This is a genomic window from Streptomyces sp. 11x1, from assembly GCF_032598905.1.
GTDB lineage: Bacteria > Actinomycetota > Actinomycetes > Streptomycetales > Streptomycetaceae > Streptomyces.
In genome coordinates this window covers 4,560,620-4,583,889 of the sequence record NZ_CP122458.1, presented here as the reverse complement: position 1 = coordinate 4,583,889, position 23,270 = coordinate 4,560,620, and the positions used below count along the sequence as shown (strand labels likewise).

Below are 23,270 nucleotides of genomic sequence, written 5' to 3'. Positions count from 1 at the left end.
CGGCCGGGGCGAGCGGGAGCAGGGTGATGCCGGGGCGGCTGCCGCGTATGGCTGCCGGGGTGCTCGGGGCAGGGGGGTGCAAGGGCGTGGGCTCCGGGGTGGGGAGTGAGGCTGCGGGGGTGGGGGTGAGCGGCGTTCACGGAGGGGGCGTTCACGCGGGCCCCCTTCTAAAGGGGGGCCCGCGCGTGATCGCCTGGGCGCGTGTACGGCGTGGACGCTCGCGTGATCGCTCTACCTGCGGTTTCGCGGCGAGCGTGCACGCTGTGAACGGTTCACGGCGGGGTGTTCGCGTGAGGGCCGCGTGTACGGTCGCGTGATCGCTCCGCGCTGGCCGGCAGGGGGCTCAGCCGACGGCGGTGAGGTGGCGGGAGGAGGCGTAGTAGCGGGTCTGCTGCCCGCCTCCGGCTCCTCCGGCGACGCCGTCGGCCCTGGTGGCCAGGCCGCTGTCGACCAGGCGGGACAAGTGGCGCCGTGCCTTTTCGACGTCGGCGCGTTCGGGTTCGCCTCCACCGATGAGGACGGTCGCCAGGTCGCGGGCGGTCATGCCGCCTGGAGCGTTGCGCAGCAGGACGGCGGGGTCCTTGGTCGGGTCGACCGTGGTGGTGCCGCGCTTGTGGTCGTGGGTGACGTCCAGCGGGCCGACCTCACCGGTGGGGGTCTTGAGGTGGTGCAGGGTGACCGCCGGGTCGCCCGCCCGGCCGGTGACGAAGAGGACGCTGCCCGCGCCGGCGGTGATCCAGGTGGAGCCGTAGACCTGGTCCAGGCTGGGGCGCTGGCCGCGCGGGGCGTCGGCGGTGGCCTTGCGCTGGTGGTGCAGCTCCAGGATCTCCACACCGCCTCGCAGGGCGCGCATGCGGGCGTTGTGGAAGGCGACCGCGAGGCTGTCGTCGACCATCGTGCTCACCGCGTCCTTGAGGCTGTCGATCACGATGGTGTCGGCCTGGTGGGCGGCGGCGAGGTCCGCGAGGAGGTCAGGCTCCTTGTCGAGGGTGGCGGGCAGTGGCCCCTCCCAGACTACGAGCCGCTCACGCAGGATCGCCTCGTCGGTGTCGAAGACGCGGCGGGCCATGGCCTTGGCGATCTGCTTGGGCCGGTCCATGGCCAGATAGAGCACCCGCCTGCTGGGGGCGACCGGCATCTCCAGGACCGTCTCCGACAGGCCGAGGCGGGCGAAGATCACCTGGTGTGCCAGAGTGGTCTTGCCGACACCGGGTGCGCCCACGATCATCAGGCTCTCGCCCGGCGCCCAGACGGTCTTGTCCCGGGTGCCCCACAGGGGCTCGGCGTCCGCGCCGGTCTCCTTGACGAAGGACCACCCGTCAACGGCGAAGCGATTCAGCCGGCCCTGGCCCGAGGCGAGTGCCCGCTCGCGCTCGGCCCGCATCTCCGCTTCGACCTCGCTGCGGATCGCCTCGGGGTCGGCGCCCGGCTCCTGGGCGCGCTGGACGGTGTGGATCGCGGAGGCGAGCAGGCGGCGGAGGTTGGCCTTCTCGCGGATGATCTCCGCGTGGTGCTCCGCGCCACCGGTGCCGTAGTGCACGTCGGCGAGTTGATGCAGGTAGGAACGGCCACCGACGCGCTGCAGGTCCCCCTGCTGCTGGAGCAGCTCGGTCAGGACGATCGGGTCGGTCGGCCTGTCCTCGCGGTGCTGGCCAAGCAGAGCACGCCAGATGGTCTCGTGCGCGGGCCGGTAGAAGGCATCCTCTCCCACGATGGGCCGGACCACGTCGATGACGTCGGATTTGTGCATGCAGGCGCCGAGCACCGCGCGCTCGGCGTCCACGTTGTACGGAGGCTCCGCCGCGTCCAGCGTCGGCTCTGGGCCTTCCCAGAAGCGGGATGGCGTATTCGGTTGGGGATCGGCCATACTGGGCATCAGCTCCTCTGCTCGCGGGTCATATGGGACGGCAATCCCGGACTCCGCGGGTTGATCGCTAGGGATGGCGGTTGAGAGGTTTGCGCTTGGGCCCCCGGCATCGCCGGGGGCTTCATTCATGTGACGTGTGGTCGCGCGGGACTCCTCGGGTTGGCGTGGTGGGGACCACCAGCATGCCACATGAATTGCAGATTGCAGAAGTGTTCTGCATCTCGCAGAAGGCGTGCTACTGTTATGGGGTCACTGCGATCGGCAGAAGACTGCTACGAACGGAAGGAGGTGGGCATGGCCGATGAAGGCCCCCAGCAGGGCGTCCTGCTCAGCGGCGAGAGCAACGTCGCGGTGCGCATCAAGCTGGAGCGCGAGGCGCGCGGCTGGAGCACCAACGCCCTGTCCGACCGCCTGAACGAGGCCGGCTTCGAGATGAACCCGTCCGCCGTCTGGCGCATCGAGAACGGGAAACGCCGCATCAACCTCGACGAGGCCATCGGCTTCGCCGAGATCTTCGGCATCGACCTACGCAACCTCGTCGGCCCCCCGCAGCTCGCCGCCCAGACCCGCGCCATGGAACTCATCGACGCCGTCGTAGATGCGTTCCGCGAGACCCAGCGCGCCAACGCCGCCTACACCAAGGCGCGCGACGCCCTCGACGCCTACCTCGCCGAGCACCCGGACATCCGCGAGGAGGCAGACGTAATGGTCTCCAACGCCATGGCCGAGGCGTCCACCAAGCACCTGCTGGAGACATACGGACCGCAGCCTGGCGAGCATCGCGATGCCGATGCCGCAGACGAGTCGTAGCCGCCGGCTCTCACTCCCGCACTGGAACCGCAAACCCCCAGTACGGGCATCTCACCCTCATCCCTAGCGATCGACCGGCAGGCCGGTGTTGCCGCACCACACGTCTGTCAGAAGAGGACTCACCCCTTGCACCAACCCGCAATACCCCCCGCCTCCGCAGCGACTCCGCACACCGAGGCAGCCTTCCCGCGCCTCTACCTCCCCGAGGAAGTCGCCGCCGTCCTCGGCTGCTCCGCCTGGTGGGTGAAGGATCGCGCCCGCCGACGGCTCATCCCGTTCACCCGCGTCGGCCGCGCCTACCGCTTCTCGGATGATCACCTCGCCGAGATCATCCGCATGCACGAAGAGCGCCCGGCCCGGAATCCGCAGCGCCCCAGCGGCATGACTGCGTCTGCTCCGCAGCCTCCGGTGCGTCGGCAGAGCGAGGGGCCTGCCCCCGCACGCAGCCTCAAGGCCCGGCCACCGCGCCGCATGCTCAAGTCCCAGTACGGCACCGCCGCTTAGTACACCCCACACGACAGAAGGGAGGGAACTCAGTGGGGTACGCAGAGAAGCGCGCCAGCTACTGGCGTGGGCGGTACAAGATCGAGGATGGCAAGTACGGCACGGTCTCCGATCCCACGGGTGCCGTGGTCAAGTTCGCCACCAAGCGCGAAGCTAAGCAAGCCGCAGACGCCGAAGAGGTCAACGTCCGGCGCGGCCAGTGGCGCGACCCGGGCCTCGGCCAGGAGACCTTCGGCGAGTACGCAAGCCGCTGGTACGAGGCCCAGGACCTGGCCGCCTCGACCATGCAGAACTACAAGCGCCACATCGAGGAGCACCTGCTCCCCGACTTCGAGGACAAGGCGCTCGCCGGCATCCTGCGCACGGACGTCGCCGCCTGGGAGAAGAAGGAGAAGGCCGTGTACGCGGCCTCCAGCGTCAAGACCTGGCGCTCGACCCTCCACCTGATCTTCGAGGACGCGATCGACGAGGGTCTGATCACCTCCAACCCGGCCGCCAGGCGGCGAGGGCGTGGCAAGCGCGCCGGCCGCTCGCGGGACCGCGGTCCGGAGAAGGTCGTCACCGACGCCCTCGGCATCCTCCTGACCGCCGAGCGAGCGGCCCTGCTGTCTGGCCGCGACGACGAGTTCGTCGCCGTGGTCCTCAAGGGCTACACCGGAAAGCGCTGGGGCGAAATCGTCGGCCTGGAAACGGAGTTCGTTCGGCCCGGCGTGTTCCGTGTCGAGTGGCAGCTGTACGAGTTGGACACCGGTGAGCTGGTGCGCTGTCCGCCGAAGGACGACAGCTACCGCAACATCGACTCGATGGGCTGGCTGTCGTCCCTGGTCTTCGACCACATCGCCCGTACGAAGCCGACGCCGTGTCCCTGTCACGGGAGGACGTACGTCTTCCGGGGCCAGGGGGCAGCGCGTACCGGTGGGCACCAGGGCGCGAAGCTGGTCGACGTCGCGCGGCTGGCGGGCGTCTCCACGGGGACGGCCTCCAACGTCCTCAACCGACCCGACCGGGTCGCCGAGGCCACCCGAGTGCGGGTCGAGAAGGCCATCGCCGACCTCGGATTCGTACGGGGCGGCACAGTGTCGGAGCACGCGGCCCACTGGCGCAGGAACGGCTTCGCCACCTGGCTGTTCACCCCGGCGGCCTCCGGCTGGTACCCGAAGAAGGCACCGCAGGAGGCCCGCCCCGTGCCCATCCTCGGCGAGCGGTGGCCCGGCGTCCCCGCACGAGGGCGGGGCGCCACCGATCGCGCCGATGCCTGCTGGCTCCCGATAGCCAAGGGCCTCACACCCCACGGCCTCCGTCACACCCACCGGACGATGATGGAGGACCTGGGCGCCGAGAAGGTGCTCATGGACGAGCGCATGGGTCACCTCGACGGTTCGGTCTCCGCGCGCTACGCCCACGTCACACCCGGCATGCGAGAACGCCTCAAGCTCGGCCTGACCCAGCAGTGGGAGGCAGCACTCGACGCCCGTTTGGCCCTGTGCCCAAGATCCCCTGTGCGTGTGCTCAACGACCTCCTTCGCACGCGCGCGGCCGCCTTCCGGTAGCCCCACGGTGCCCCACGACACTGTTGTGGGGCACCGTCGTATTCCCCATTCTTAGCGCACTGCGATGTGCTGAAGCGTTTGACCGGTCGAAGCGATAAGGACCGCCTATCGTCGGTCGCGTGAGTGACTTCAGCCCTGGTGCCCCGCTGTGCAAGCTGCTCTTCGGTCGTGCGACGAGCTGTGCATACCCCGATTGCCCAGAGCCCTTGGTCGAGGAGCATCGAGGACTGCTGAGCATCAACGTGGAGGTGGCTCACATCCGCGCGGAGAAGGCTGGAGGGCCGCGGTTCGATATGAACTTTACCGAGGTCAACAGTGAGCCGAACTTGGTGCTTCTGTGTCACAAGCATCACAATTGGGTGGACCGCCACCCGGACGCCTACCCCACCGAAGAACTGCTGACCTGGAAGGAATGTCAGGCTACCCATAGCCGTGGTGGCGGCCTGAGCGCAGACCAACTCGATCAGGTCGTAAAGGCGTTCACGACGCCGCAGGCTGAGGCGGAAGCGGTCGGCATTATCAGCGCCGGAGGCGAGAACATCGTATCCAAGATCGAACACCTCCCGGAGTTGAAGCTGCTGAACGCCGACACTGAAGCGCGCTACCTCGGCGTGCGCATCATCAACGTGGGAGCGATCGGATTCGGGGTCGATGCCGTCGGCTATGAGATCGATATCCACGGGCCAGCCCCGCTGGTCTATGGATTTCCCGCCGAGCACATCCGCCACCGGCCGCCGAGGCGACTGGAGCCGCAGGCGAACACGGTCTGGCTCATCGACCCTGATGTGCTTTGTAACGGAATCCGACTCGTGATGCAGACGGTGAGGGTATACGTCCCTGTGCGGTTCCGTGCGTTCTGCCACCTCGGATCCGGAGGTCGCGTGCTCGGGCCGTGGGTGTCCGCGCTACACCTCCCCATCTGGAAGGACCACATCTCTCAAGAGTGGCTGGACGGCTTCGCGGAGCGAGCGGAGCAGACGCGCGCGAAACTTCGGCCAAAACAGTGATTTCGCAGATCTGTTCCAACCAGAGCTGACCCTCACCACCCGGGACCCCGGTACCGGCAGCAGCAGCCCGGTGAGGGCGGAGTGGCCGAGGCGGTTGGTGTCGAGCAGCAGTTCGATCTTCGGAATCTTGGGTCTGATCCACTTAGCAGATCAGACCCCTGACCTGGCACTTTATTGTCGGGAACGCACGACGTCTTGGTCCGACGAGCGCGAGCGCGGGAACGCCCGCGAGCCGGGGGCGTTGGCTGGTGCGTCGGCGGCAGCAGCCGCCGAGCCAGCGGCGCCCGTTGGCGTACGACCTGTTAGTTCTCCGCACTGCGCTGACTTGCCCCCGGCATTCGGATGTGGCGCCACACATGCGCGTAGCTGCGATGCACCGCGCGCATCCAGGAAGGAACAGAGTTCCAGTCGGCGGCCACCTCGCGCTCGCCCCAAGCCACCTGCATGATCCGGCGATCACCGGCGAAGTCCTCGACAAGATCGCGGCGCAGGAAGAGCAGGTGGCCGCGCCAGGGCTTGTCCGCGCGGAAAACTGCTGAGGCGCGCTGGCCATCCAGGCCCACGAGGTCGACCGTACCGGGCAGTTGGCGCAGACCGAACCTGGCAGCGAACTCGAACGACGGCACGTCGTAGCTCCCGCCGAGACCGATCTCCGAAGTGCTGTCGGGGGCGAACTCCACGGCGACCTGGTCGAGCCCGATGCCGTCGTCCTGCCAGTCGCGGCGCAGCGCGCGGTGCGGGAAGGCGCCTGAGGCATCGTCGTCGAGGGTCAGCTCGAACCGGGGGCTCCACGGCATTTCAGCGGCGAGCACATCGCGGACCATCGGCAGCGGAGGGAAGAAGTGGTTTCCCAGATATTGGCGCTCGCTGGCGAGCTGTTGGGCGGGTTCCGCGTCCTCCGGCTCCAACAGGAGGGTGCGGAAGAATCCGAACACGGTCCGCCCGTCGTGGCCGTGCTTCAGATACCCCTCGACCAGAAGCCAGCCGCCCTTCACGCCGTGGACCTCCTCGGGTGACCACAGCTGGTCCGGGACGGCCACCGTCCCCGAGGTGAGCCACGTCTGGTCGTCGGTCGGTTCCACGGGCGCCCACAGCGGAAGGGGCATGGGCGCCACGGGGGGCCGGTCGGGAAAGGTCGGGTCGATGTCGGGCATCAAGCGTTCTGCGTCGCCGAATGGGGCTGGTGCGCGGCCGACGTCCACGAGGCGGCCGACCATTTCGTGGTAGGCGATCCAGCCGTACTTCTTGCCGTACCGCTCCACCCTCCTTTTGGAGCTGTAAGGCCGCTCGGCGTTCGCGGCAATGGACTGGTCAACGCTGCCGAATTCTTTCTCGCGCCAGCCCAGTTCCCAGACGCGGGCCATGACCTCGGCGCGGGCCCTGCGGTAGTCGGGGTGGGTGAAGTCGTAGTTGTCCCTGCCGTTGATGGCGGCCCCGATGATGTAGTTTTCGAAGTCCATGCCGAAGGTGCGGGCGCACTCCTCGGCGTTGGGGTCGTCGTCCTCCATCACCTCGGCGGGCGCCACGGCAGCGAACCTTGGCGCGAAGGCGTCGACACCCTCCGGGACGGCGGCAGGGTGGAGGGCGCCGGCGAATTCAAAGGTGGCCCGTACGTGGCCGCGCAGTTGCTCGTGTGAGGTGGGTGTGGTTCCGCCGTCGAGGAAGTGGTCGCGCAGTTGCACCAGCCAGTCCCGCAGCGCGCCTTCGAGCGGTCCGCCGGGATCGGGCATCTGGTGGGCGCTGAGGGCGCCGAACGCTGCGGCGACGACCCGTTCGATGACGTAGGGGTCATCGATATCGAGCATCCGGGCGGCGAGGTCGAACAGCCGCTTGGGTTCGGGCCGGCCGTAGCGCTGCATGGCTTTCGTCGCCAGGTCCCGCATGCTCGTGTCCGAGGAAGTCAGCAGCCAGGCGATGGCCAGCGCGTCCAGGTCGTCGCTCTCAGCGCGATCGCTGGTGCCGGACCACCTGTCGATCGCTCGTTCCAGGTCTGCCGTCAGCCGGTCTGGAGCCTGGCCTCGAGCCCATTCGGTCCAGCGCAGGTCACGTTCGGGAAGGGGCAGCTGGCGCAGGACGCGGTCGAGGAATACGGCATTCAGGCGGTGCGGCGCCGACCTGCGGATCTCCCACAGACGGCCGAACGCTGGTCGGCCCTTCCTTCTGCTGGGATGCGCGGTAACGAGCGCGGTTGCGAGCGCGTCGACGGTCTCGTCGTCGAGGAAGTCCGACTCGGTGGTGAGTTCCTGGGCGAGCACCAACGAACGGTGTTCATCGGGGGCGACGCGCCACAGGTGGTGCCGGGTGAAGCGGCGTGGCAGCAGTGAGATGAGACCGATGAGGATGTCCTCGGCGAGGGGGTGCGCTTGGTCGCCCAGGAAGGACTGCCAGAGAGTCGCCTCCGCGAGCTGCTCGTTGACGTCCGCGGGGGGAATGCGCACCAGAATCGCGTCGGCGATCAAGTATCCAGCGAGGCGATCAAAAACGAAGCCGCACTCCGTGTCGTCGGAACCTCTGATCTCTTCGCGGAAGATCACTCCCTCCTCTGCGAGGCGCCGGAACAGGCTTTCGTCCCAGTTCGTCTGGTCAGCGTCGAGGATTCTTCGTGCTTCGTCGAACGGAAGCCGACGGACGCTGTGCGTCCACAGGTGTCTCGCCAGAGCCGTGAGGCGGCGCCGGATCTGGTCCGCCGGCACCGGGATGCGGGCCGGATCCTGGCCCAGCCGCTCGACCACGCCCTTGCGGTACAGCTCGAAGACGCCGATGAGGGACTGAGGCAGCGCTTCCACGCCCACCGGCACTCGGCGAGCGTGGTTCGCGGCCTCGCAGTACATGCGGACGAACAGCGGGTTGTGGAACTCTCCCATCGGCAGCCAGGCGTCGGCCGGATTGATCAGGTAATGACGGAAATACACGCGGAGGATGTCGTCGACTTCCGCGCGCTGCCACTCCAGCTCCAGGAGCACTGTGTCCTGCGGGAGGGCCTGGTCGGCGAGCGCCTCGCGGAGGGTGACGATCACCGCCACGTGAGGGTAGGTGCCCAGGGCCGGTGCCAATCCGGCGAGCAGTGTTCTCCACTGCGAGGGCCGCTCTGCCTCGTTCAGGCCGTCGATGATCAAAGGAATCCGGCAGCCGGCGCGGCTACCAGCTGAGTTGAGCGCTTCCAGGAGGTCCTCGAAGTAGTCGACCTTCAGTCCGGGGATCCGTCGCGCGAGGTCGTCGAGCGTCCCGCGGGCAGGCAGGTTCCCGCCCTGGATGAAGACTCCTGCCGTGGGCTGGTCGTTCGGTGAGGTCATCTGTGCGGCGAGGTGCGTCTTGCCCTGTCCCGCGGCGGCGATGACGGCGAGTAGGGGGGCTTCGATGTCCGCCCGTGTGTCGTGCAACCACTGGACGATGTCGCGGATCTCCGCACCGAGACCGGTGACCAGCAGCGCCTCGGGCAGACCACGCTTCCTCAGTCCGAGTACGAGGCGTTGCAGTGTTCGGGGAGAGGTTGCGGGCAGCCGCTGTTCGGCGAGGCGATCTCGGACCTCCCAGGGCCGGAGGCTCCTCCCTGCGTCAAGGACCTCCCGCAGGTCGTCGACGAACCGCTCCAGGTCGTCGGTAATCTTTACGGCGTCTTGGCGGAAGGTGTTTTCGAGGCCGTCGAGGGCTGCGCGCAGTGCCTGGATCCGGGCTGCGATGTCGTCGGTGCGCTGCTGCAGCCACTCGAACGACGCCGGGCGCAGCAAGGCCCGGTCGATGCGATGCTCCACGTGGTGGGAGGTGTGCAGCCGTGGCGTCCACCGTGCCTCGACGGGTGCAACAGATCGCTTGTGGGCTTGTGCCAGTACGTTTGCGGTGAGGGCAAGTTCACCGAAGAAGGTGGAGCGGAGCTCGTCGTGTCCCGCGAGCTGGTCGTCGTAGTTCTCGGTGGACCAGAGTTTGACGCTGACCCCCTGCTGACCGAGTCCGTTGATCCATTCCTCGTCCCCCTTGGCGGGTCGCTCTGGAAGGCAGAGCACAAAGTCGGTCAGCCCTACGACGTGCTCGATCGCCTTGGAGAGCGAGTCCTCGATCTGCTTGCGCTGGCCTGCGCTGAGCTCATTCTTGCTGTTGAGGATGAACCACTTGCACGACCAACCCCAGACGCGGCCGGGGTCGCCGAGAGCACCGGCGTGATCGACGTGCAGGTAGAATTCGACGCCGGGCTGGTTGCGGCGCTCCCGCATCGTGCCCAGCGCGCCGTAGCGGCGGGAGACGATGGCCCGTGTGAGCGCTTCGAAGTTCCGGTCGGCGGCGCCGGGCAGACGTTCCAGATCAGTCAGATCCACTGTCGCTCCGAGTGCTTGCATCCGACCGAGTGATCGTGTCCTCGTCCCATTCGTGACGGGAGAAGATCTCGACTTTCGCGCCGTAGTGGAGAAGTGCCTTCAGGAATCCCTGGACGTCGGACTCGTCGGTCCAGATCCGGACCATCTCTCCGGTGCGGGTGACGGTGTGGTCAAGGGCGAAGACGTCGACGTCGTACCTCCCCATGTCGTACAACTTCATTTTGGCGAGTGCTTCGCCGAGTTCGCGAGGCATGCGCTCGCCAGGGCTCTGCCAGTCGTCATCGGACCACGCGTCCTCGGCAAGAGCCTTCAGAGCCTCCATGCGCTCCTCCGCTGCCTTGGCACCGGTGACCGTCTGAAATCGGCCGATCAAGACCAGGTCCATCGAGTGCTCCGAGCCGTAGCCGTTCCAGATCCTCATCGTGCCTCCCTCAACGCCTGCACGGCTTTCATGATGGAGCCCCCGACTGACAATCCTGTGGGCGCATAGGCGTGAGGGCGCAGGACGCCTGTCGCGTCGACATGCATGTGCGCGTCGAGGGGGCGCTCGCCTGGGACGGCCTCCACCGTGGGCAGCGTGGCTTCGAGGCCGGTACGGGAAATCGCGAGCCGAACCCCGTTCCTGGCGGCCGCGGCCCACTCGACGAGGCGCTGAGCGTCGGCGTCGCTGATACCGGGAGTTGCCGCGGTTGGCTGCTCCGGAAGAAGCAGGAGTTCGGACGCGCCGACCTCGTCGGCGAACTCTGCGAGGTCATCCAGTTCGCCGACCGTGTCGGCATTGATGACAGCGTTGATGCCGAACGGGGCGAGAGAGCCGAGCAACCCGGCCGCCTGGACCACGGCCGCGAACGGCTGGCCGCGGAGCCGCTCGTAGGTGGCTGCTACCCCGTCGACTGACAGGCGGACGAAGTGCACGGCCCCGCGCAGGGATTCGACGAGTTCGGGTGTGAGCCGGTGCCCATGAGTCGTGAAGGTGACCGCCATAGACGTGGACTGGGCTATGTCCGAACACAACTGGGCGAACCTTCGGTACGCGGTCGGTTCCCCTCCTCCGAAGCCAACCCCGAGGCACCCGGCAGCATCGAGTTCGACCGCCCACGCGACTACACGCTCCCTGTCGAGCGCGGCGGCGTGCTTGGGCGCATAGCAGTAGGCACAGCGGAGTTCGCAGGCGTTGGTCAGCGCGATGGACAGGTACCGCGGAGCACGGGAGAACTGCTCAACGGGAACAGGCACCTCGTCGAGGAGCACGTTCATCCCCGAGTCACGGTCGAACAGGTGAACACCGGCTGCGGACAGGCGAATCTTGCACGTCACCGACAGCATGATGCCACCGCTGCCAGTGATGCCGGGAGGGAGCGTGCAAGGTCGTCGGTGCAGTGCCCGCAGTGGGGCGTCGGGAGCGTTGTAACTGAGCGCGGCACTATGAGGGCGCCACGGCGACGACCAGCATCAAGGTGGAGCGGCTGTAGGAATGACGGCTGGGGTCCCCGATGCGGTTGGCCCCGGGGACCATGCCCTGCGTACTCACCCTTACAGGTCGAACAAACTCTCCTGGAAGTTCTCGACGACATCCCGTCGCGGGTAGAACAGGCCCAGCAGCAGAAAAGTCTTGGGGCGGGCCGCGACGTTTCCGACGAAGCAGTGCACGGCCTTCTCCGGAGAGATCATTCGGTCGAACCAGCGCTCGCGGAGCTTCTCCTCCACGTCGTCCTTCCCATACTGGCGAAGGAACTTGCGGTACGACTCGCCCGCCTCCCAGTCCCTCAGCCCCATGTCGTGACCACCGCACTCCCGATCCGCGCATCGGAAGCTGTACCGGAACTCAAGTGGCACCCACTCCAGTTGGCGAAGGTCCTGCGCGAGTAGATCCAACTGATCAGCCAGGGCCGCCTTTGAAGCTGGCCAGGGCTCAGCAGGAGCGAAGCGGAAGCCGGTGAACTCTTCTGGGCGGAAGACACCAAGCGACGTCCCTCGCCGTTCCTGGTCCCGCTTTATGGAGCACAAGGACGGCGCCACGAGGGGCTGAACATGCGAGAAGCGTTCGCGCCAGCCGTCCGCTGTCCCAAGGCGCTCGATGACCTTGAGGGTCTGCAGGTTGGGGCGCAAGCTCTCGGAACGGCGGTCCCCAGGGTGTCGCTGCACGTCGACCTCGACGATCGAGTACTTGGCGAACTGGCTTTCTTCGTTCAGCAACCGGAACGGAACCGGAAAGAGCCGCACATGCTGGGGCGTTCCCTGGTCGAGCCGTATACCGGCCACGCAGCTCGTCTCGTGGTACTTCGCGGACAGTTCCGGATAGGTCTTGACCGTGATCATGATCCGTGCGCGCTCTCGACTCCCCGATCCCATGGTTGCCCCCTCCATAGATCTCCCGATCTGATGATTGGAGGAGAGGCATGCGATGCGGGCAAGAGCGCGTGCAGGAGCGAGGGGTGAAGTCAGGCCAGGGGAATTACCGGCACGGCGGCTCGATTGCGAACCGTCTCCAGGACGACCTGCCGGTGGCAGCGGCTCTCGTCCTTCTCGAAGCACAACACCGCCACCCGCGACTGCTGGGCATGCTCCGCGAGGCGGTCAAGGTCGGCCTGTGCCTCCTGGGACCGCAGCAGGCCACGGAAGCGCGCGCGTCCCACCTCGACCCGGCCGTCCCAGAAGGGCTCCCGGTTGTCCTTCGGATTGCCCAGGCCACGCAGGTGCGTGTACTTGATACCGGCCTCCGCCAGGGCATCTCCGAGGCGGGTCTTGCTGAAGCCCTTCTTGCGACTGATCGGCGTGAGCCGTACATCCGCCACGACACCGATGTGGCTGTCGACGAGCGCGGCGACGAACGAGTCGATGTCCCGCCCTTCGTATCCGGCGGACCAGAGGCCGGGCGTGACGGCCGGGACCTGGGTCGCCTGGAACAGATCATCGAGAGAGACCGCAAGAGCCTCAGCCACCGAGGCAACGGTCAGGAAACCTGGCTGGATCGCTCCCTCGCTCTCCAGGCGGCCCAGCGTTCCGACGGCGATGCCTGCCTCTTTCGCCAGCCGTTCCCGCGTCCACCCACGGTCTTCCCTTAACGCACGTACCCGCTGGGCGAGCGCACGGGCCCGGTCGTGAGAAGGAGCTGAGAGATGACCAGCCATATGCGGTGTTCCTAACGACCGTTGGGGCGGCCCGCACGGGTGTTCCTGATCAGCTACGAGCCCGGATTCGCGAATGCGCAGGTCATCGGGCGCGTGAGCGCCGCTGTTCCTGCGGCACCGGAGACTGCTCCCGGGAGAAGCCGACCAAGATCTTCTCCCAGATTTCTCCCAAGCGATCTCCAGGAACCAATCAGGGACCCGACCCGCACTGCGGATCAGGCCCCTGACCTGGTACTTCACTGTCGGGGTGGCGGGATTTGAACCCACGACCTCTTCGTCCCGAACGAAGCGCGCTGCCAAGCTGCGCTACACCCCGATTGTCGCTGCTTGTCGCGGCGACGTCGTTTACTTTAGCCCACCGGTGGCCCGAGACGAAATCCGGTTTTCGGGGTGGCGGTCAGGGCGGTCGGGGCGCCCTCGGCGGGGGCGCACCGGGTCGGGGCGGAGGTGGTCGACCACGACGATCAGGAGGGCGGCGGCGCAGAAGGCGAGGCCCAGGAGGAGGGCGTTGCCGAGGACGCCCCTGTAGCCGTGGCGGTCGACGTCCAGGAACGGGTAGAGGTACGGGGCCGGCCAGTCGGTGGTCACCAGGGCCGCACGGCCGAGCGTGGACGCCAGATAGGCCAGCGGGTAGAGCAGCCAGGCCGCCGCGTGGATCAGCCGGGGTGGGGACGGGCGCGTCAGCAACAGCCAGTCCGCCACCACCGCGAGGGGGATCACCGTGTGGAAGGCGACGTCCGTCACGGCGAGCCAGCCTGTGGGCGTGACCAGGGTGCCCGTCGGCGACATGGTCATCGAGAAGGCCGCCGGGCCTTTCGTCAGGAGCAGGTGATACACCGACGCCGTGATCACGGCGTAGAGAACCGTGCCGCCCGTCACCGCGGACGGCAGGGGGCGGCGGGCCGAGACCGCGCGGCGGGCCGAGACCGCGAAGACCAGAGCCACCAGGACCGCGCTCTGGACCGCGAAATGGCTGAACGCCCGTAGCGGGCTGCCCAGCACCATCTCGGTCACCACGGCCGCTGCCGCCGCCAGCGCGACCAGGGCGCGGTAAGTCCCCGCCAGTGGGCGTCGTGCCGGTGCCACCACCGCCGTCGCGGGCACGACGGATGTCACCGGGGCGGGGATGCCCGAGATCGCGGGCAGATCGGGGATGTCCCTGGGTATCGGAGCGGTCATGCGCTCACGCTAAGCCGACCGGACGGAAGGGACTATTTAGGGTGATCCGTACGGGTGGGTGTACAGGGGCGGGGGCCCGTCCACGCCGGGCGCGGCCGACATGCCTCGCCGCGAGGCACGGTCCCAACCCGAGCACTGCCGGCCCCAGCCGCCAGGCATTGTCGAAGGTCCTCGCCACGGCCCAGTCCAGCCAGGCCCCGTCGAGCGGGCCCTGCCTCGATCCAGGCCCAGGCCCTGACCCGCCAGTCCTACGCCTCCTCCCGTCCCACCAGCGTCAGCAGGGAAGCCTCCGGCGGGCACGCGAATCGCACCGGGGTGAAGCGGTTCGTGCCGCAGCCGGCGGAGACGTGCATGTAGGCGGTGCGGCCGTCGGCCGTGTGCGTGGAGAGGCCCTTGACGCGGTCCGTGTCGAGATCGCAGTTGGTGACGAGGGCGCCGTAGAAGGGGACGCAGAGCTGTCCGCCATGGGTGTGGCCGGCGAGGATGAGGGGGTATCCGTCGGCGGTGAAGGCGTCGAGGCTGCGGAGGTAGGGGGCGTGGACGACGCCCAGGGAGAGGTCGGCGAAGTCCGACGGACCGCCGGCCACCCGCGCGTACCGGTCCCGCTTGATGTGCGGGTCGTCCAGTCCGGTCAGCTCGACCGCCATGCCCTCGATCTTCAGAGTGCCGCGGGTGTTGGTGAGGTTGAGCCAGCCGGCCCCGTCGAAGCCGTCCCGCAGGTCCTCCCACGGGTTGTGGATGGCGCCCACCACCGGCTTGTTGCCGTTCAGACCGTGCCGGCCCTGGACCTTCTCCAGGAGGTAACGCGCGGGGTTGCGCAGCTTGGGGCCGTAGTAATCGTTGGAGCCGAAGACGTACGCGCCGGGGAACTCCATCAGCGGGCCCAGCGCGTCCAGCACTTCGGGGACGCCCTCGGGGTCGGAGAGGTTGTCCCCGGTGTTGATCACGAAGTCGGGACGCAGCCCGGCCAGGGAGCGCAGCCAGCGCTGCTTCTTGCGCTGCCCGCTCACCATGTGGATGTCGGACACCTGGAGTATGCGCAGCGGTCGCATGCCCGGTGGCAGCACCGGCACCGTCACCCGCCGCAGCCGGAAGGAGCGGGCCTCGAAACCCGCCGCGTACACCACACCGGCGGCACCGACCGCCGCGATCCCCAGAGGTACTCCGTATCGCGCTCGCATGTGTCCATCGTGTCAGACCCCGCCGAGCCCGAGCGCCCGCCTGTGGACAACCCCCCCCGCTCACCACCGCCGATCGTCACCGGTCGTCAACTCGCCCTGTGGACAACCGACTCCGGCTCCCGCAACCGATTCGCGCACACCAGCGAAATCAAGGCGCGCTCCGCACGCCACACCTGCGACAATCGACGCCATGACCACGCTCAAGTCGAAGCTGCAGGAAGACCTCAACGCCGCCATCAAGGAGCGCGACGAGCTCCGCTCCTCGACGCTCCGGCTGACGCTCACCGCGATCACGAAGGAAGAGGTCGCGGGCAAGGAGAAGCGTGAGCTCTCCGACGACGAGGTGCTCAAGGTGATCACCAAGGAGGCGAAGAAGCGCCGTGAGGCCGCGGAGGCGTTCGCCCAGGGCGGTCGTACCGAGTCGGCCGAGCGGGAGAAGGCGGAGGGCGAGCTCCTCGCCGAGTACCTGCCCAAGCAGCTCTCCGACGAGGAGCTGCGGCAGATCGTCGTGCAGGCCGTCGAGGAGGTGCGGGCCGCCGGTGCCGAGGGGCCGCGCGCGATGGGCCAGGTCATGAAGATCGTCAACCCGAAGGTGGCCGGGCTCGCCGAGGGCGGCCGAGTCGCCGCCATCGTCAAGCAGCAGCTCGCAGGCGGCTGACAGCCCCCGGCTCCGGCAGGCTCCCTGGGCCCCGGTCGGCTCCGACTCCGGCCAGCCACGCTTCTCGGCTCCTGGTCGGCTTCCGACTCCGGCGCGGTCTTCTGGCTCCCGGTCGGCTCCGGCCCCCGGTCAGCCAGGCTTTCCGGCTCCCCGGTCGGCTGCCGGCTCCGGCCAGCCAGGGATCCCCGGCTCCCGGTCGGCTTCCGACTCCGCCCCGCCCTTCCGGCGCCCGCCAAGCTCACCGGCTCCGGCAGCCGTCCGATGCCCGCCCAACGCCACGCGACCCCCGGCTCCCTCCCGGCCCTCCCACTAAGCGGCGGTGGGGGCGCCCCCTCTCCAGGGGCGCCCCCACCGCCGTACCTCTATCTCCCGGCCCGGCTCCACCGGCCGGCCGTCACCGGTCCACGAAGGTCAGCGAACCGCCTCCCGGACCCCGGCCGTGCTCCGGTCCGTCCGGCCGTTCGTCCGTCCGTTCGTCACCCGAACCCGCCGCCGCCGTTGCCGTTCCCGTTGTTCCCGCCGTTCGTCTGGCCCTCGAACCAGTTCTCCGGGATGGTGAAGTCCGGGGTCGGGAAGCTGGTGCCGCCGTCGTTGCCGCCGATGAAGCCGCCGCCGTCGTCACCGTTTCCGTTGTCGTCGCGGTTCCCGTTTCCGTTCCCGTTTCCGTTGTCGTCGTCCCCACGGTCGCGGTCCGGCCGCTCGTCGGGGATGTAGACGCGGTTGAAGTCGGGGCTCGGCTCGCCCGCCAGCGCGCCGGACATCATGTCGCGCCAGATCGGACCGGGAACCCGGCCGCCGAAGACCTTGTCGTGCCATTCGCCGCCGATGGTGATGTTCACCATGCGGCGCTTGTGCGCGGGGTCACCGACCCAGACCGCACCGGCCATGTTCGGGGTGTAGCCCACGAACCAGGCCGCGTAACGGAAGTCCGTCGTACCGGTCTTACCGGCGCTGGGGCGGCTGGGGCCGAGGCCGGCCTCCCGGCCCGTACCGTCCTCGACCACGCCCTCCAGCAGGGTGCTGATCGTGTCGGCGGTCTTCTCCGACATGGCGCGCGAACACGTCGACTTCGGGACCTCCAGCGACTTCGACTTCTCGCCGACCCGCTGGGTGATGGACTCGATGGCGACCGGCGTGCAGTACATGCCGCGGGCGGCGAAGGTGGCGTACCCGTTCGCCATGGTCAGCGGGGACATCTCCTGCGTGCCGAGCGCGATCGACGGAGCCTGGTCCATCTTGCGGCCGTCGGCCCGCTCGACGCCCATCTTCTTGGCCATCTTCGTCACCGGGCAGATGCCGATGTCCGCGATCATCTGCACGAAGTAGGTGTTGACCGACAGTGCGGTCGCCTTCTCCATCGAGTACGGGCCGACCTCGCTCGCGCTCTCGTTCTCGAGCTTCGCGGCGCTGGTGCCGGTGCCGTTGCGCCAGGTGCCGCCGCCGCAGGTGGAGATCGGACTCGGGTACGCCATCCGGTACGGCGCGGGGTAGATCTTCCCCGGGGACATTCCGTCCTCTATGGCCGCCGCGGCGACGATCGGCTTGAACGTCGAACCGGGCTGGTAGCCCGCTCCGCCACCCATCGACTCGTCGACCGAGAGGTTGATCGACGTCTCGTTCTTCTTGGTGTCCAGGCCGTACGGCCTGGACTGGCCCATGGCGAGGATCTTGCCCGTGCCCGGCTCCACGATGGTGGCGGCGGTAGCCACCTCGTCCTTCTGCCGGACGTGGGCCTTGACGGAGGCCTGGACCGACTTCTGGGCCTTCGGGTCCATCGTCGTCCGGATCGTCAGACCGCCCTGGTTCCAGATCTTGACCCGCTCTTCCTTCGTCTTGCCGAAGATCGGGTCGTTCAGGAAGATCTTGCGGACGTAGTCGCAGAAGAAGCCCGCGCCCTTGACGGCGGTGATGCAGCCGTTCTTCGGCTTGCTGATGTCGAGGCCGAGCGGCTTCGCCTTGGCCTTGTCCGCGTCCGCCTGGGAGATGTCGCCGACATCGGCCATGCGCTGCAGCACTGTGTTGCGCCGCTTGGTGGCCTCCTGCGGGTCGTTCACCGGGTCGTACCGGCTGGGCGACTGCACGATGCCGGCGAGGAGTGCGGCCTCCTCGACGTCCAGGTCCTTGGCGGACTTGGAGAAGTACCGTTGGGCAGCGGCCTCGACGCCGTAGGCCTGCTGGCCGAAGAACGTGATGTTCAGGTAGTTCTCGAGGATCTTCTTCTTGCTCAGTTCCTCCTCGACCTGGATCGCCTTCTTCAGCTCGTTGATCTTTCGGCCGAGGGTCTGCTGGGTCGCCTGGGCGACCAGCGTCGGGTCGTCACCGGCCTCCTCCACCGCCACGTTCTTCACCAGCTGCTGAGTCAGCGTGGACGCGCCCTGGGTGACACCGCCGTCCTGCGCGTTCCGGTTGAGCGCGCGCAGGACGCCCTTGAGGTCGATCGCGCCGTGCTGATAGAACCGGGCGTCCTCGATCGCGATGATCGCCTGCTGCATGTACGGCGAGATCTCCTTGAGATCGACCACCGTACGGTCGCGGCTGTACACCGTGGCGATCGAGTCGCCCTTGCTGTCGAGGATCGTGGTGCGCTGGCTCAGCGGCGGCTGCTTGAGGTTGGCGGGGAGTTCGTCGAACCCCTCGACGGAACCCTTGGCCGCGAGCCCCAGGGCGCCGACGGCGGGCAGGGCGATGCCCGCCATGACGGCGCCGGCGAGCACGCTGACACCTAGGAACTTGGCGGCCTGCTGTGTGGGGGACAGACCACCACCCGAGCGCTTGTTTGGCATGAGGGCAGCCTAATCCGTACCGATGACCGTTCCGAAGGAGCAGGTGGGTCCGGAGGGGTACGGGTGCCGGATCGTGACATCCGGGGTCCGGGCCCGCGGCCTGGGGCCCGGGACGCGGTGGGCGTCGGGGCGTGAAGGAAACATGAACGGCTGTCTACGTTCTCATTTTGCCGGACACGTGCGCAGGCCTTGGCCTAAGCTGCTCTCAACTGTCACAGCCGTAGGCCCTTGTATCAAGTACGTCCAGCGAGCCCGAATCGTTCTGACGTTCTTCCGATTTTTTTCCGGTGCCGTGTCCGAATCCACCTCGTGTGTCATTCGGTGTCCGTTGTGACGCATGTCAACTGTCCCGTTCTGGCGGGATAGTCACGTATGTCCTCAGGTCACTCCCGCGGGTGATCTGCCGCTTACGCATAGTCCGTTCGGGCCATTCAAGATTGGGCCCGAAGGGGGTGTTGCGCTGTGCCCACCTTCCGTAACGTCCTCAACTGGCGGCGGTGAATATGCCGCTGCCGCCGTGGGGGAGCCTCGATTCGGGAGAGGACGGCGCCGGTATGGGCTGGGTAACCGACTGGAGTGCGCAGGCTGCCTGCCGCACTACCGATCCGGATGAACTGTTCGTTCAAGGAGCAGCGCAGAACAGGGCCAAGGCGGTGTGCACCGGATGCCCGGTGCGGACGGAGTGCCTGGCGGACGCGTTGGACAACCGCGTCGAGTTCGGCGTGTGGGGAGGAATGACGGAGCGAGAGCGCCGCGCACTGCTGCGTAGGCGACCGACCGTCACGTCGTGGCGCAGGCTGCTGGAGACCGCGCGCACGGAGTACGAGCGTGGCGCGGGCATTCTGCCGCTCGACGATGACGAGATGTACGAGAACTACGCGGCGGTGAGCTGAGGACGAGGCCCCTTCCGGGCCACGTCGGTCGAGGGCGCCCTTGAGGTGTCGGCGCGTCGGGCAGGTGTGCCGGCTCTCGGGTGCCCCGAGACGTGGATCGGCCTTGGGGCCGCGGACGGCTCCTCGGCCTTCCGTCACGTCAGTTCAGCAGGTCGGCCGGTCGGTTGCTGGTGGGCCAGCCGGTCGGTTGTCGATGGGGCGGCCGGTCAGTTGTCGGTGGTGGGCAGCTCCGGTCTTATGGCCGCGAGCCGGTCCCCGATGTCCCGCAGCCCCGCCAGGTCGTGGACATCACCGGGCAGCGCGGCCACCTCGGCCACGGCCACCTCGGGATGCAGCGCGGTGAAGCGGTCACGCGTGCGCTGCTCGCGCGTGAGCAGACGCATCCGCTCGGCGTGCAGCCTGAGCAGGCCCGCCGTGAGTTGTTCCACCGTCAGGTCCGGGGCGGGGGAGCCGTCCTGCGGACCGGTCGTTGCGGAAGATTCTGAACTGGCTGAACTGGCTGAACTGTCGTACGTGTCGGGAGAGTTACGAACTGCTTTCCCGTCCATCTGATCCACAATGCGGGGCTCGTCAAGATTTTCCGCGGCGGCGAGCGCGCGCTCGGCGGACAGCTGAGCCGCGCCGCTGCCATGGACGCGGTTGAGCACCAGACCGGCCAACGGCATGTCCTCGGCCGCCAGCCGCTCCACGAAGTACGCCGCCTCACGCAGCGCGTCCCGCTCCGGCGCCGCCACCACCAGGAAGGCCGTGCCCGGTGCCTGGAGCAGCTTGTACGTGGCGTCCGCGCGGGTACGGAAGCCGCCGAACATGGAGTCCATCGCGGCCACGAACGTCTGGACGTCCTTGAGCAGTTGACCGCCGAGTAGCTTGCCCAGGACGCCTGTCATCATCGACATGCCGACGTTCAGGAACTTCATCCCCGCCCGCCCGCCGACCTTCGCGGGCGCCAGCAGCACCCGGATCAGCTTGCCGTCGAGGAACGAACCCAGCCGCTTCGGCGCGTCCAGGAAGTCCAGCGCCGAGCGGGACGGCGGGGTGTCGACGACGATCAGGTCCCACTCGTCCCGGGCCCGCAACTGGCCCAGCTTCTCCATCGCCATGTACTCCTGCGTGCCCGCGAAGCCCGCCGAGAGCGACTGGTAGAAGGGGTTGTTCAGGATCGCGGAGGCCCGCTCGGGGTCCGCGTGCGCCTCGACGATCTCGTCGAACGTGCGCTTCATGTCGAGCATCATGGCGTGCAGTTCGCCGTCCCCGTCGATGCCCTTCACCCGGCGCGGGGTGTTGTCCAGCGAGTCGATGCCCATGGACTGGGCGAGCCGCCGGGCGGGGTCGATGGTCAGCACGACCACCTTGCGGCCGCGCTCGGCGGCCCGCAGCCCGAGAGCCGCCGCCGTGGTCGTCTTGCCCACACCGCCGGCGCCGCAGCAGACCACGATGCGGGTCCCTGGGTCGTCCAGCAGGGGATCGACGGCCAGGGGCCGGGTCGGGCTGATCACGCGATGCCCGTCCGGCACCTGGGACGGGGCGTGGGCGGGGGCATTTTCGTTGTCCTGGTCGTGCGCCGCGTCGCGCTCGGCGGCCGGGTCCGGAGTCATGAGATCCCTTGCTGACGCAGTTCCGTGGCGAGTTCGTACAGGCCCGCGAGGTCCATTCCTTCGGCGAGCAGCGGCAGTTCGTGCAGCGGCAGGCCCAGTTCGCCGAGGGCACCCCGCTGCTCGTGCTCCAGGGTGTACCGCTCGGCGTACTCCTCGGCCTGCGCGAGCAGCGGCTCCACCAGCCGCTCGGCGTTGCCGCCGCGCCGTGCGCCGCCCAGGCCCGCCGTGGACAGGGACTTGGCGACGGCCGTACGCGGCACCGCGCGCGCGAACTCCAGCTCGCCCGCGTCCAGCACCTCGGGCCGCACCATGTTGACGATGATCCGCCCCACCGGCAGCCTCGCGGCCCGCAGCTCGGCGATGCCGTCCGCCGTCTCCTGGACGGGCATCTCCTCCAGCAGCGTCACCAGGTGCACGGCCGTCTCGGGGGACTTCAGGACCCGCATGACGGCCTGGGCCTGATTGTGTATCGGGCCGATCTTCGCGAGGCCCGCCACCTCGTCGTTGACGTTCAGGAAGCGGGTGATGCGCCCGGTGGGCGGCGCGTCCATCACCACGTAGTCGTACGTGAACCGCCCGCTCTTCTCCTTGCGCCGCACCGCCTCGCAGGCCTTGCCCGTCAGGAGGACGTCCCGGAGGCCTGGCGCGATCGTGGTCGCGAAGTCGATGGCGCCGAGCTTCTTCAGGGCCCGGCCCGCCCCGCCGAGCTTGTAGAACATCTGGAGGTAGTCCAACAGGGCCAGTTCGGGGTCGATGGCCAGTGCGTACACCTCCCCGCCCCCGGGAGCCACCGCGATCTTCCGCTCCTCGTACGGCAGTGCCTCCGCCTCGAAGAGCTGTGCGATGCCCTGTCTGCCCTCGACCTCGACCAGAAGGGTGCGCTTCCCCTCGGTCGCGAGGGCGAGCGCGAGTGCGGCGGCGACCGTGGTCTTTCCGGTCCCGCCCTTGCCGCTGACGACCTGGAGCCTGCTCACGTATTCGAGCCTAACCAGTCCGCGCGCGGCATACGCGGGAGGCTGTGGACAACTTGCGCCTCTCCCGTCCGGCGGCCCCCGCGCGCCCCGTGCCCGGACGGCGGCGGAACCCGTGCCGGGCGGCGGCCGGGCAGCGGATAAAGTCGGCCACATGACCAAGTGGGAATACGCAACCGTGCCGCTGCTCGTCCATGCCACGAAGCAGATTCTGGACACCTGGGGCGAGGACGGCTGGGAGCTCGTCCAGGTCGTGCCCGGGCCGAACAACCCCGAGCAGCTGGTGGCCTACCTGAAGCGGCCCAAGCCGTGAGCGCCGTCGAAGCGAAGCTCGCGGAACTCGGGCTGAGGCTGCCCGAGGTCGTCCCGCCGCTCGCCGCGTACCAGCCGGCCGTGCGCAGCGGGGTGTACGTCTACACCGCCGGGCAGCTGCCCATGGTGGAGGGCAAGCTGCCCGTCACCGGCAAGGTGGGCGCCGAGGTCACCCCCGAGGAGGCCAAGGAGCTCGCCCGTACCTGCGCGCTGAACGCCCTGGCCGCCGTCAAGTCCGTGGCGGGCGACCTGGACCGGGTCGCGCGTGTGGTGAAGGTCGTCGGCTTCGTGGCCTCGGCCTCCGACTTCACGGGCCAGCCCGCCGTACTGAACGGCGCGAGCGAACTCCTGGGCGCCGTCTTCGGCGACAAGGGTGTCCACGCGCGCAGCGCGGTCGGTGTGGCGGTCCTGCCGCTGGACGCGCCGGTCGAGGTGGAGCTCCAGGTGGAGCTGGCCGAGGCCTAGAGCCCGCCGGGTTCGCGGAGGCTCACTCGAACATCAGCCCGTGACGAGTTAGCC

At 68.3% G+C, this 23,270-nt stretch carries 19 protein-coding genes, 1 tRNA gene and 1 pseudogene; 8 read left to right on the top strand and 13 right to left on the bottom strand.

Annotation, left to right across the window (positions count from 1 at the left end; translation table 11 throughout):
* Positions 1–343 precede the first annotated feature (343 nt).
* Entirely contained in the window at positions 344–1,867 is a 1,524-nt protein-coding gene (locus tag P8T65_RS19920) for a DnaB-like helicase N-terminal domain-containing protein (protein WP_316726626.1), read from the bottom strand.
* Between the two features lie 294 nt (positions 1,868–2,161).
* Between P8T65_RS19920 and P8T65_RS19915 the strand changes: the two genes are divergently transcribed.
* The 4 genes from P8T65_RS19915 (at position 2,162) to P8T65_RS19900 (ending at position 5,738) form a co-directional block, all read left to right on the top strand.
* Complete coding sequence (locus P8T65_RS19915; protein WP_316726625.1) at positions 2,162–2,677, top strand: helix-turn-helix transcriptional regulator; 516 nt, start codon at positions 2,162–2,164, stop codon at positions 2,675–2,677.
* A gap of 126 nt (positions 2,678–2,803) precedes the next feature.
* Positions 2,804–3,181, top strand: a complete 378-nt coding sequence (locus tag P8T65_RS19910; protein WP_316726624.1) for a helix-turn-helix domain-containing protein — start codon at positions 2,804–2,806, stop codon at positions 3,179–3,181.
* Between the two features lie 32 nt (positions 3,182–3,213).
* Positions 3,214–4,731 (top strand): LacI family DNA-binding transcriptional regulator, encoded by a 1,518-nt coding sequence (locus tag P8T65_RS19905; RefSeq protein ID WP_316726623.1) that lies wholly within the window; start codon positions 3,214–3,216, stop codon positions 4,729–4,731.
* Between the two features lie 119 nt (positions 4,732–4,850).
* Positions 4,851–5,738: an HNH endonuclease signature motif containing protein gene (locus tag P8T65_RS19900; protein ID WP_316726622.1), complete on the top strand. Its 888-nt coding sequence runs from the start codon at positions 4,851–4,853 to the stop codon at positions 5,736–5,738.
* Positions 5,739–5,747: 9 nt separating this feature from the next.
* Here the strand turns inward: P8T65_RS19900 and P8T65_RS47295 are convergent.
* The 9 genes and pseudogenes from P8T65_RS47295 to P8T65_RS19860 form a co-directional block, all read right to left on the bottom strand.
* Positions 5,748–5,852: pseudogene (locus P8T65_RS47295) on the bottom strand (short-chain dehydrogenase); the annotation flags it as partial.
* A 188-nt stretch (positions 5,853–6,040) separates the two neighbouring features.
* Complete coding sequence (locus tag P8T65_RS19895) at positions 6,041–10,048, bottom strand: hypothetical protein (RefSeq protein WP_316726621.1); 4,008 nt, start codon at positions 10,046–10,048, stop codon at positions 6,041–6,043.
* Entirely contained in the window at positions 10,035–10,469 is a 435-nt protein-coding gene (locus tag P8T65_RS19890; RefSeq protein WP_129841550.1) for a DUF6375 family protein, read from the bottom strand. Before P8T65_RS19890 ends, P8T65_RS19895 begins: the two co-directional genes overlap by 14 nt.
* Entirely contained in the window at positions 10,466–11,305 is an 840-nt protein-coding gene (locus tag P8T65_RS19885; protein ID WP_316726620.1) for a radical SAM protein, read from the bottom strand. The genes P8T65_RS19890 and P8T65_RS19885 overlap by 4 nt, the downstream gene beginning before the upstream one ends.
* 276 nt (positions 11,306–11,581) lie before the next feature.
* On the bottom strand, positions 11,582–12,367 hold the full coding sequence (locus P8T65_RS19880) for a hypothetical protein (protein WP_316726619.1): 786 nt from the start codon (positions 12,365–12,367) through the stop codon (positions 11,582–11,584).
* 122 nt (positions 12,368–12,489) lie between these two features.
* Positions 12,490–13,179 carry a DUF488 family protein gene (locus P8T65_RS19875; protein WP_316726618.1) on the bottom strand — a complete coding sequence of 230 codons (690 nt, stop codon included), beginning with the start codon at positions 13,177–13,179 and terminating at the stop codon, positions 12,490–12,492.
* Between the two features lie 242 nt (positions 13,180–13,421).
* A tRNA-Pro gene (locus P8T65_RS19870) sits at positions 13,422–13,495 on the bottom strand.
* A 29-nt stretch (positions 13,496–13,524) separates the two neighbouring features.
* Positions 13,525–14,358: a Pr6Pr family membrane protein gene (locus tag P8T65_RS19865; RefSeq protein ID WP_316726617.1), complete on the bottom strand. Its 834-nt coding sequence runs from the start codon at positions 14,356–14,358 to the stop codon at positions 13,525–13,527.
* Positions 14,359–14,606: 248 nt separating this feature from the next.
* Complete coding sequence (locus tag P8T65_RS19860) at positions 14,607–15,539, bottom strand: metallophosphoesterase (protein WP_316726616.1); 933 nt, start codon at positions 15,537–15,539, stop codon at positions 14,607–14,609.
* Positions 15,540–15,729: 190 nt separating this feature from the next.
* On the opposite strand from P8T65_RS19860, the gene P8T65_RS19855 reads away from it, so the two are divergent.
* Positions 15,730–16,197 (top strand): GatB/YqeY domain-containing protein, encoded by a 468-nt coding sequence (locus P8T65_RS19855; RefSeq protein WP_033524585.1) that lies wholly within the window; start codon positions 15,730–15,732, stop codon positions 16,195–16,197.
* Positions 16,198–16,673: 476 nt separating this feature from the next.
* Here P8T65_RS19855 and P8T65_RS19850 read toward each other — a convergent pair whose 3' ends face one another.
* Positions 16,674–18,980, bottom strand: a complete 2,307-nt coding sequence (locus tag P8T65_RS19850; RefSeq protein WP_316726615.1) for a transglycosylase domain-containing protein — start codon at positions 18,978–18,980, stop codon at positions 16,674–16,676.
* Positions 18,981–19,534: 554 nt separating this feature from the next.
* Here P8T65_RS19850 and wblA point away from each other — a divergent pair.
* Entirely contained in the window at positions 19,535–19,873 is a 339-nt protein-coding gene (gene wblA / locus P8T65_RS19845) for a transcriptional regulator WblA (protein WP_033524587.1), read from the top strand.
* 206 nt (positions 19,874–20,079) lie between these two features.
* On the opposite strand, the gene P8T65_RS19840 is transcribed toward wblA, so the two are convergent.
* Both P8T65_RS19840 and P8T65_RS19835 read right to left on the bottom strand, forming a co-directional pair.
* Positions 20,080–21,468 (bottom strand): ArsA family ATPase, encoded by a 1,389-nt coding sequence (locus tag P8T65_RS19840; RefSeq protein WP_316726614.1) that lies wholly within the window; start codon positions 21,466–21,468, stop codon positions 20,080–20,082.
* The gene (locus P8T65_RS19835) at positions 21,465–22,442 is read right to left on the bottom strand and encodes an ArsA family ATPase (protein WP_184905354.1); all 978 of its coding nucleotides are present in this window, start codon (positions 22,440–22,442) and stop codon (positions 21,465–21,467) included. The genes P8T65_RS19840 and P8T65_RS19835 overlap by 4 nt, the downstream gene beginning before the upstream one ends.
* 151 nt (positions 22,443–22,593) lie before the next feature.
* On the opposite strand from P8T65_RS19835, the gene P8T65_RS19830 reads away from it, so the two are divergent.
* Together P8T65_RS19830 and P8T65_RS19825 are read left to right on the top strand one after the other, a co-directional pair.
* Positions 22,594–22,752, top strand: a complete 159-nt coding sequence (locus P8T65_RS19830) for a DUF4177 domain-containing protein (protein WP_086785308.1) — start codon at positions 22,594–22,596, stop codon at positions 22,750–22,752.
* Entirely contained in the window at positions 22,749–23,216 is a 468-nt protein-coding gene (locus tag P8T65_RS19825) for a RidA family protein (protein ID WP_184905352.1), read from the top strand. Before P8T65_RS19830 ends, P8T65_RS19825 begins: the two co-directional genes overlap by 4 nt.
* Positions 23,217–23,270 lie beyond the last annotated feature (54 nt).

Bases quoted from the DNA above. Each gene is read 5' to 3' on its own strand.
- P8T65_RS19920 (WP_316726626.1), bottom strand. From the start codon at position 1,867: ATGGCCGATCCCCAACCGAATACGCCATCCCGCTTCTGGGAAGGCCCA.
- P8T65_RS19915 (WP_316726625.1), top strand. From the start codon at position 2,162: ATGGCCGATGAAGGCCCCCAGCAGGGCGTCCTGCTCAGCGGCGAGAGC.
- P8T65_RS19890 (WP_129841550.1), bottom strand. From the start codon at position 10,469: ATGAGGATCTGGAACGGCTACGGCTCGGAGCACTCGATGGACCTGGTC.
- P8T65_RS19885 (WP_316726620.1), bottom strand. From the start codon at position 11,305: ATGAACGTGCTCCTCGACGAGGTGCCTGTTCCCGTTGAGCAGTTCTCC.
- P8T65_RS19880 (WP_316726619.1), bottom strand. From the start codon at position 12,367: ATGATCACGGTCAAGACCTATCCGGAACTGTCCGCGAAGTACCACGAG.
- P8T65_RS19875 (WP_316726618.1), bottom strand. From the start codon at position 13,179: ATGGCTGGTCATCTCTCAGCTCCTTCTCACGACCGGGCCCGTGCGCTC.
- P8T65_RS19865 (WP_316726617.1), bottom strand. From the start codon at position 14,358: ATGACCGCTCCGATACCCAGGGACATCCCCGATCTGCCCGCGATCTCG.
- P8T65_RS19860 (WP_316726616.1), bottom strand. From the start codon at position 15,539: ATGCGAGCGCGATACGGAGTACCTCTGGGGATCGCGGCGGTCGGTGCC.
- P8T65_RS19855 (WP_033524585.1), top strand. From the start codon at position 15,730: ATGACCACGCTCAAGTCGAAGCTGCAGGAAGACCTCAACGCCGCCATC.
- P8T65_RS19850 (WP_316726615.1), bottom strand. From the start codon at position 18,980: ATGCCAAACAAGCGCTCGGGTGGTGGTCTGTCCCCCACACAGCAGGCC.
- wblA (WP_033524587.1), top strand. From the start codon at position 19,535: ATGGGCTGGGTAACCGACTGGAGTGCGCAGGCTGCCTGCCGCACTACC.
- P8T65_RS19840 (WP_316726614.1), bottom strand. From the start codon at position 21,468: ATGACTCCGGACCCGGCCGCCGAGCGCGACGCGGCGCACGACCAGGAC.
- P8T65_RS19830 (WP_086785308.1), top strand. From the start codon at position 22,594: ATGACCAAGTGGGAATACGCAACCGTGCCGCTGCTCGTCCATGCCACG.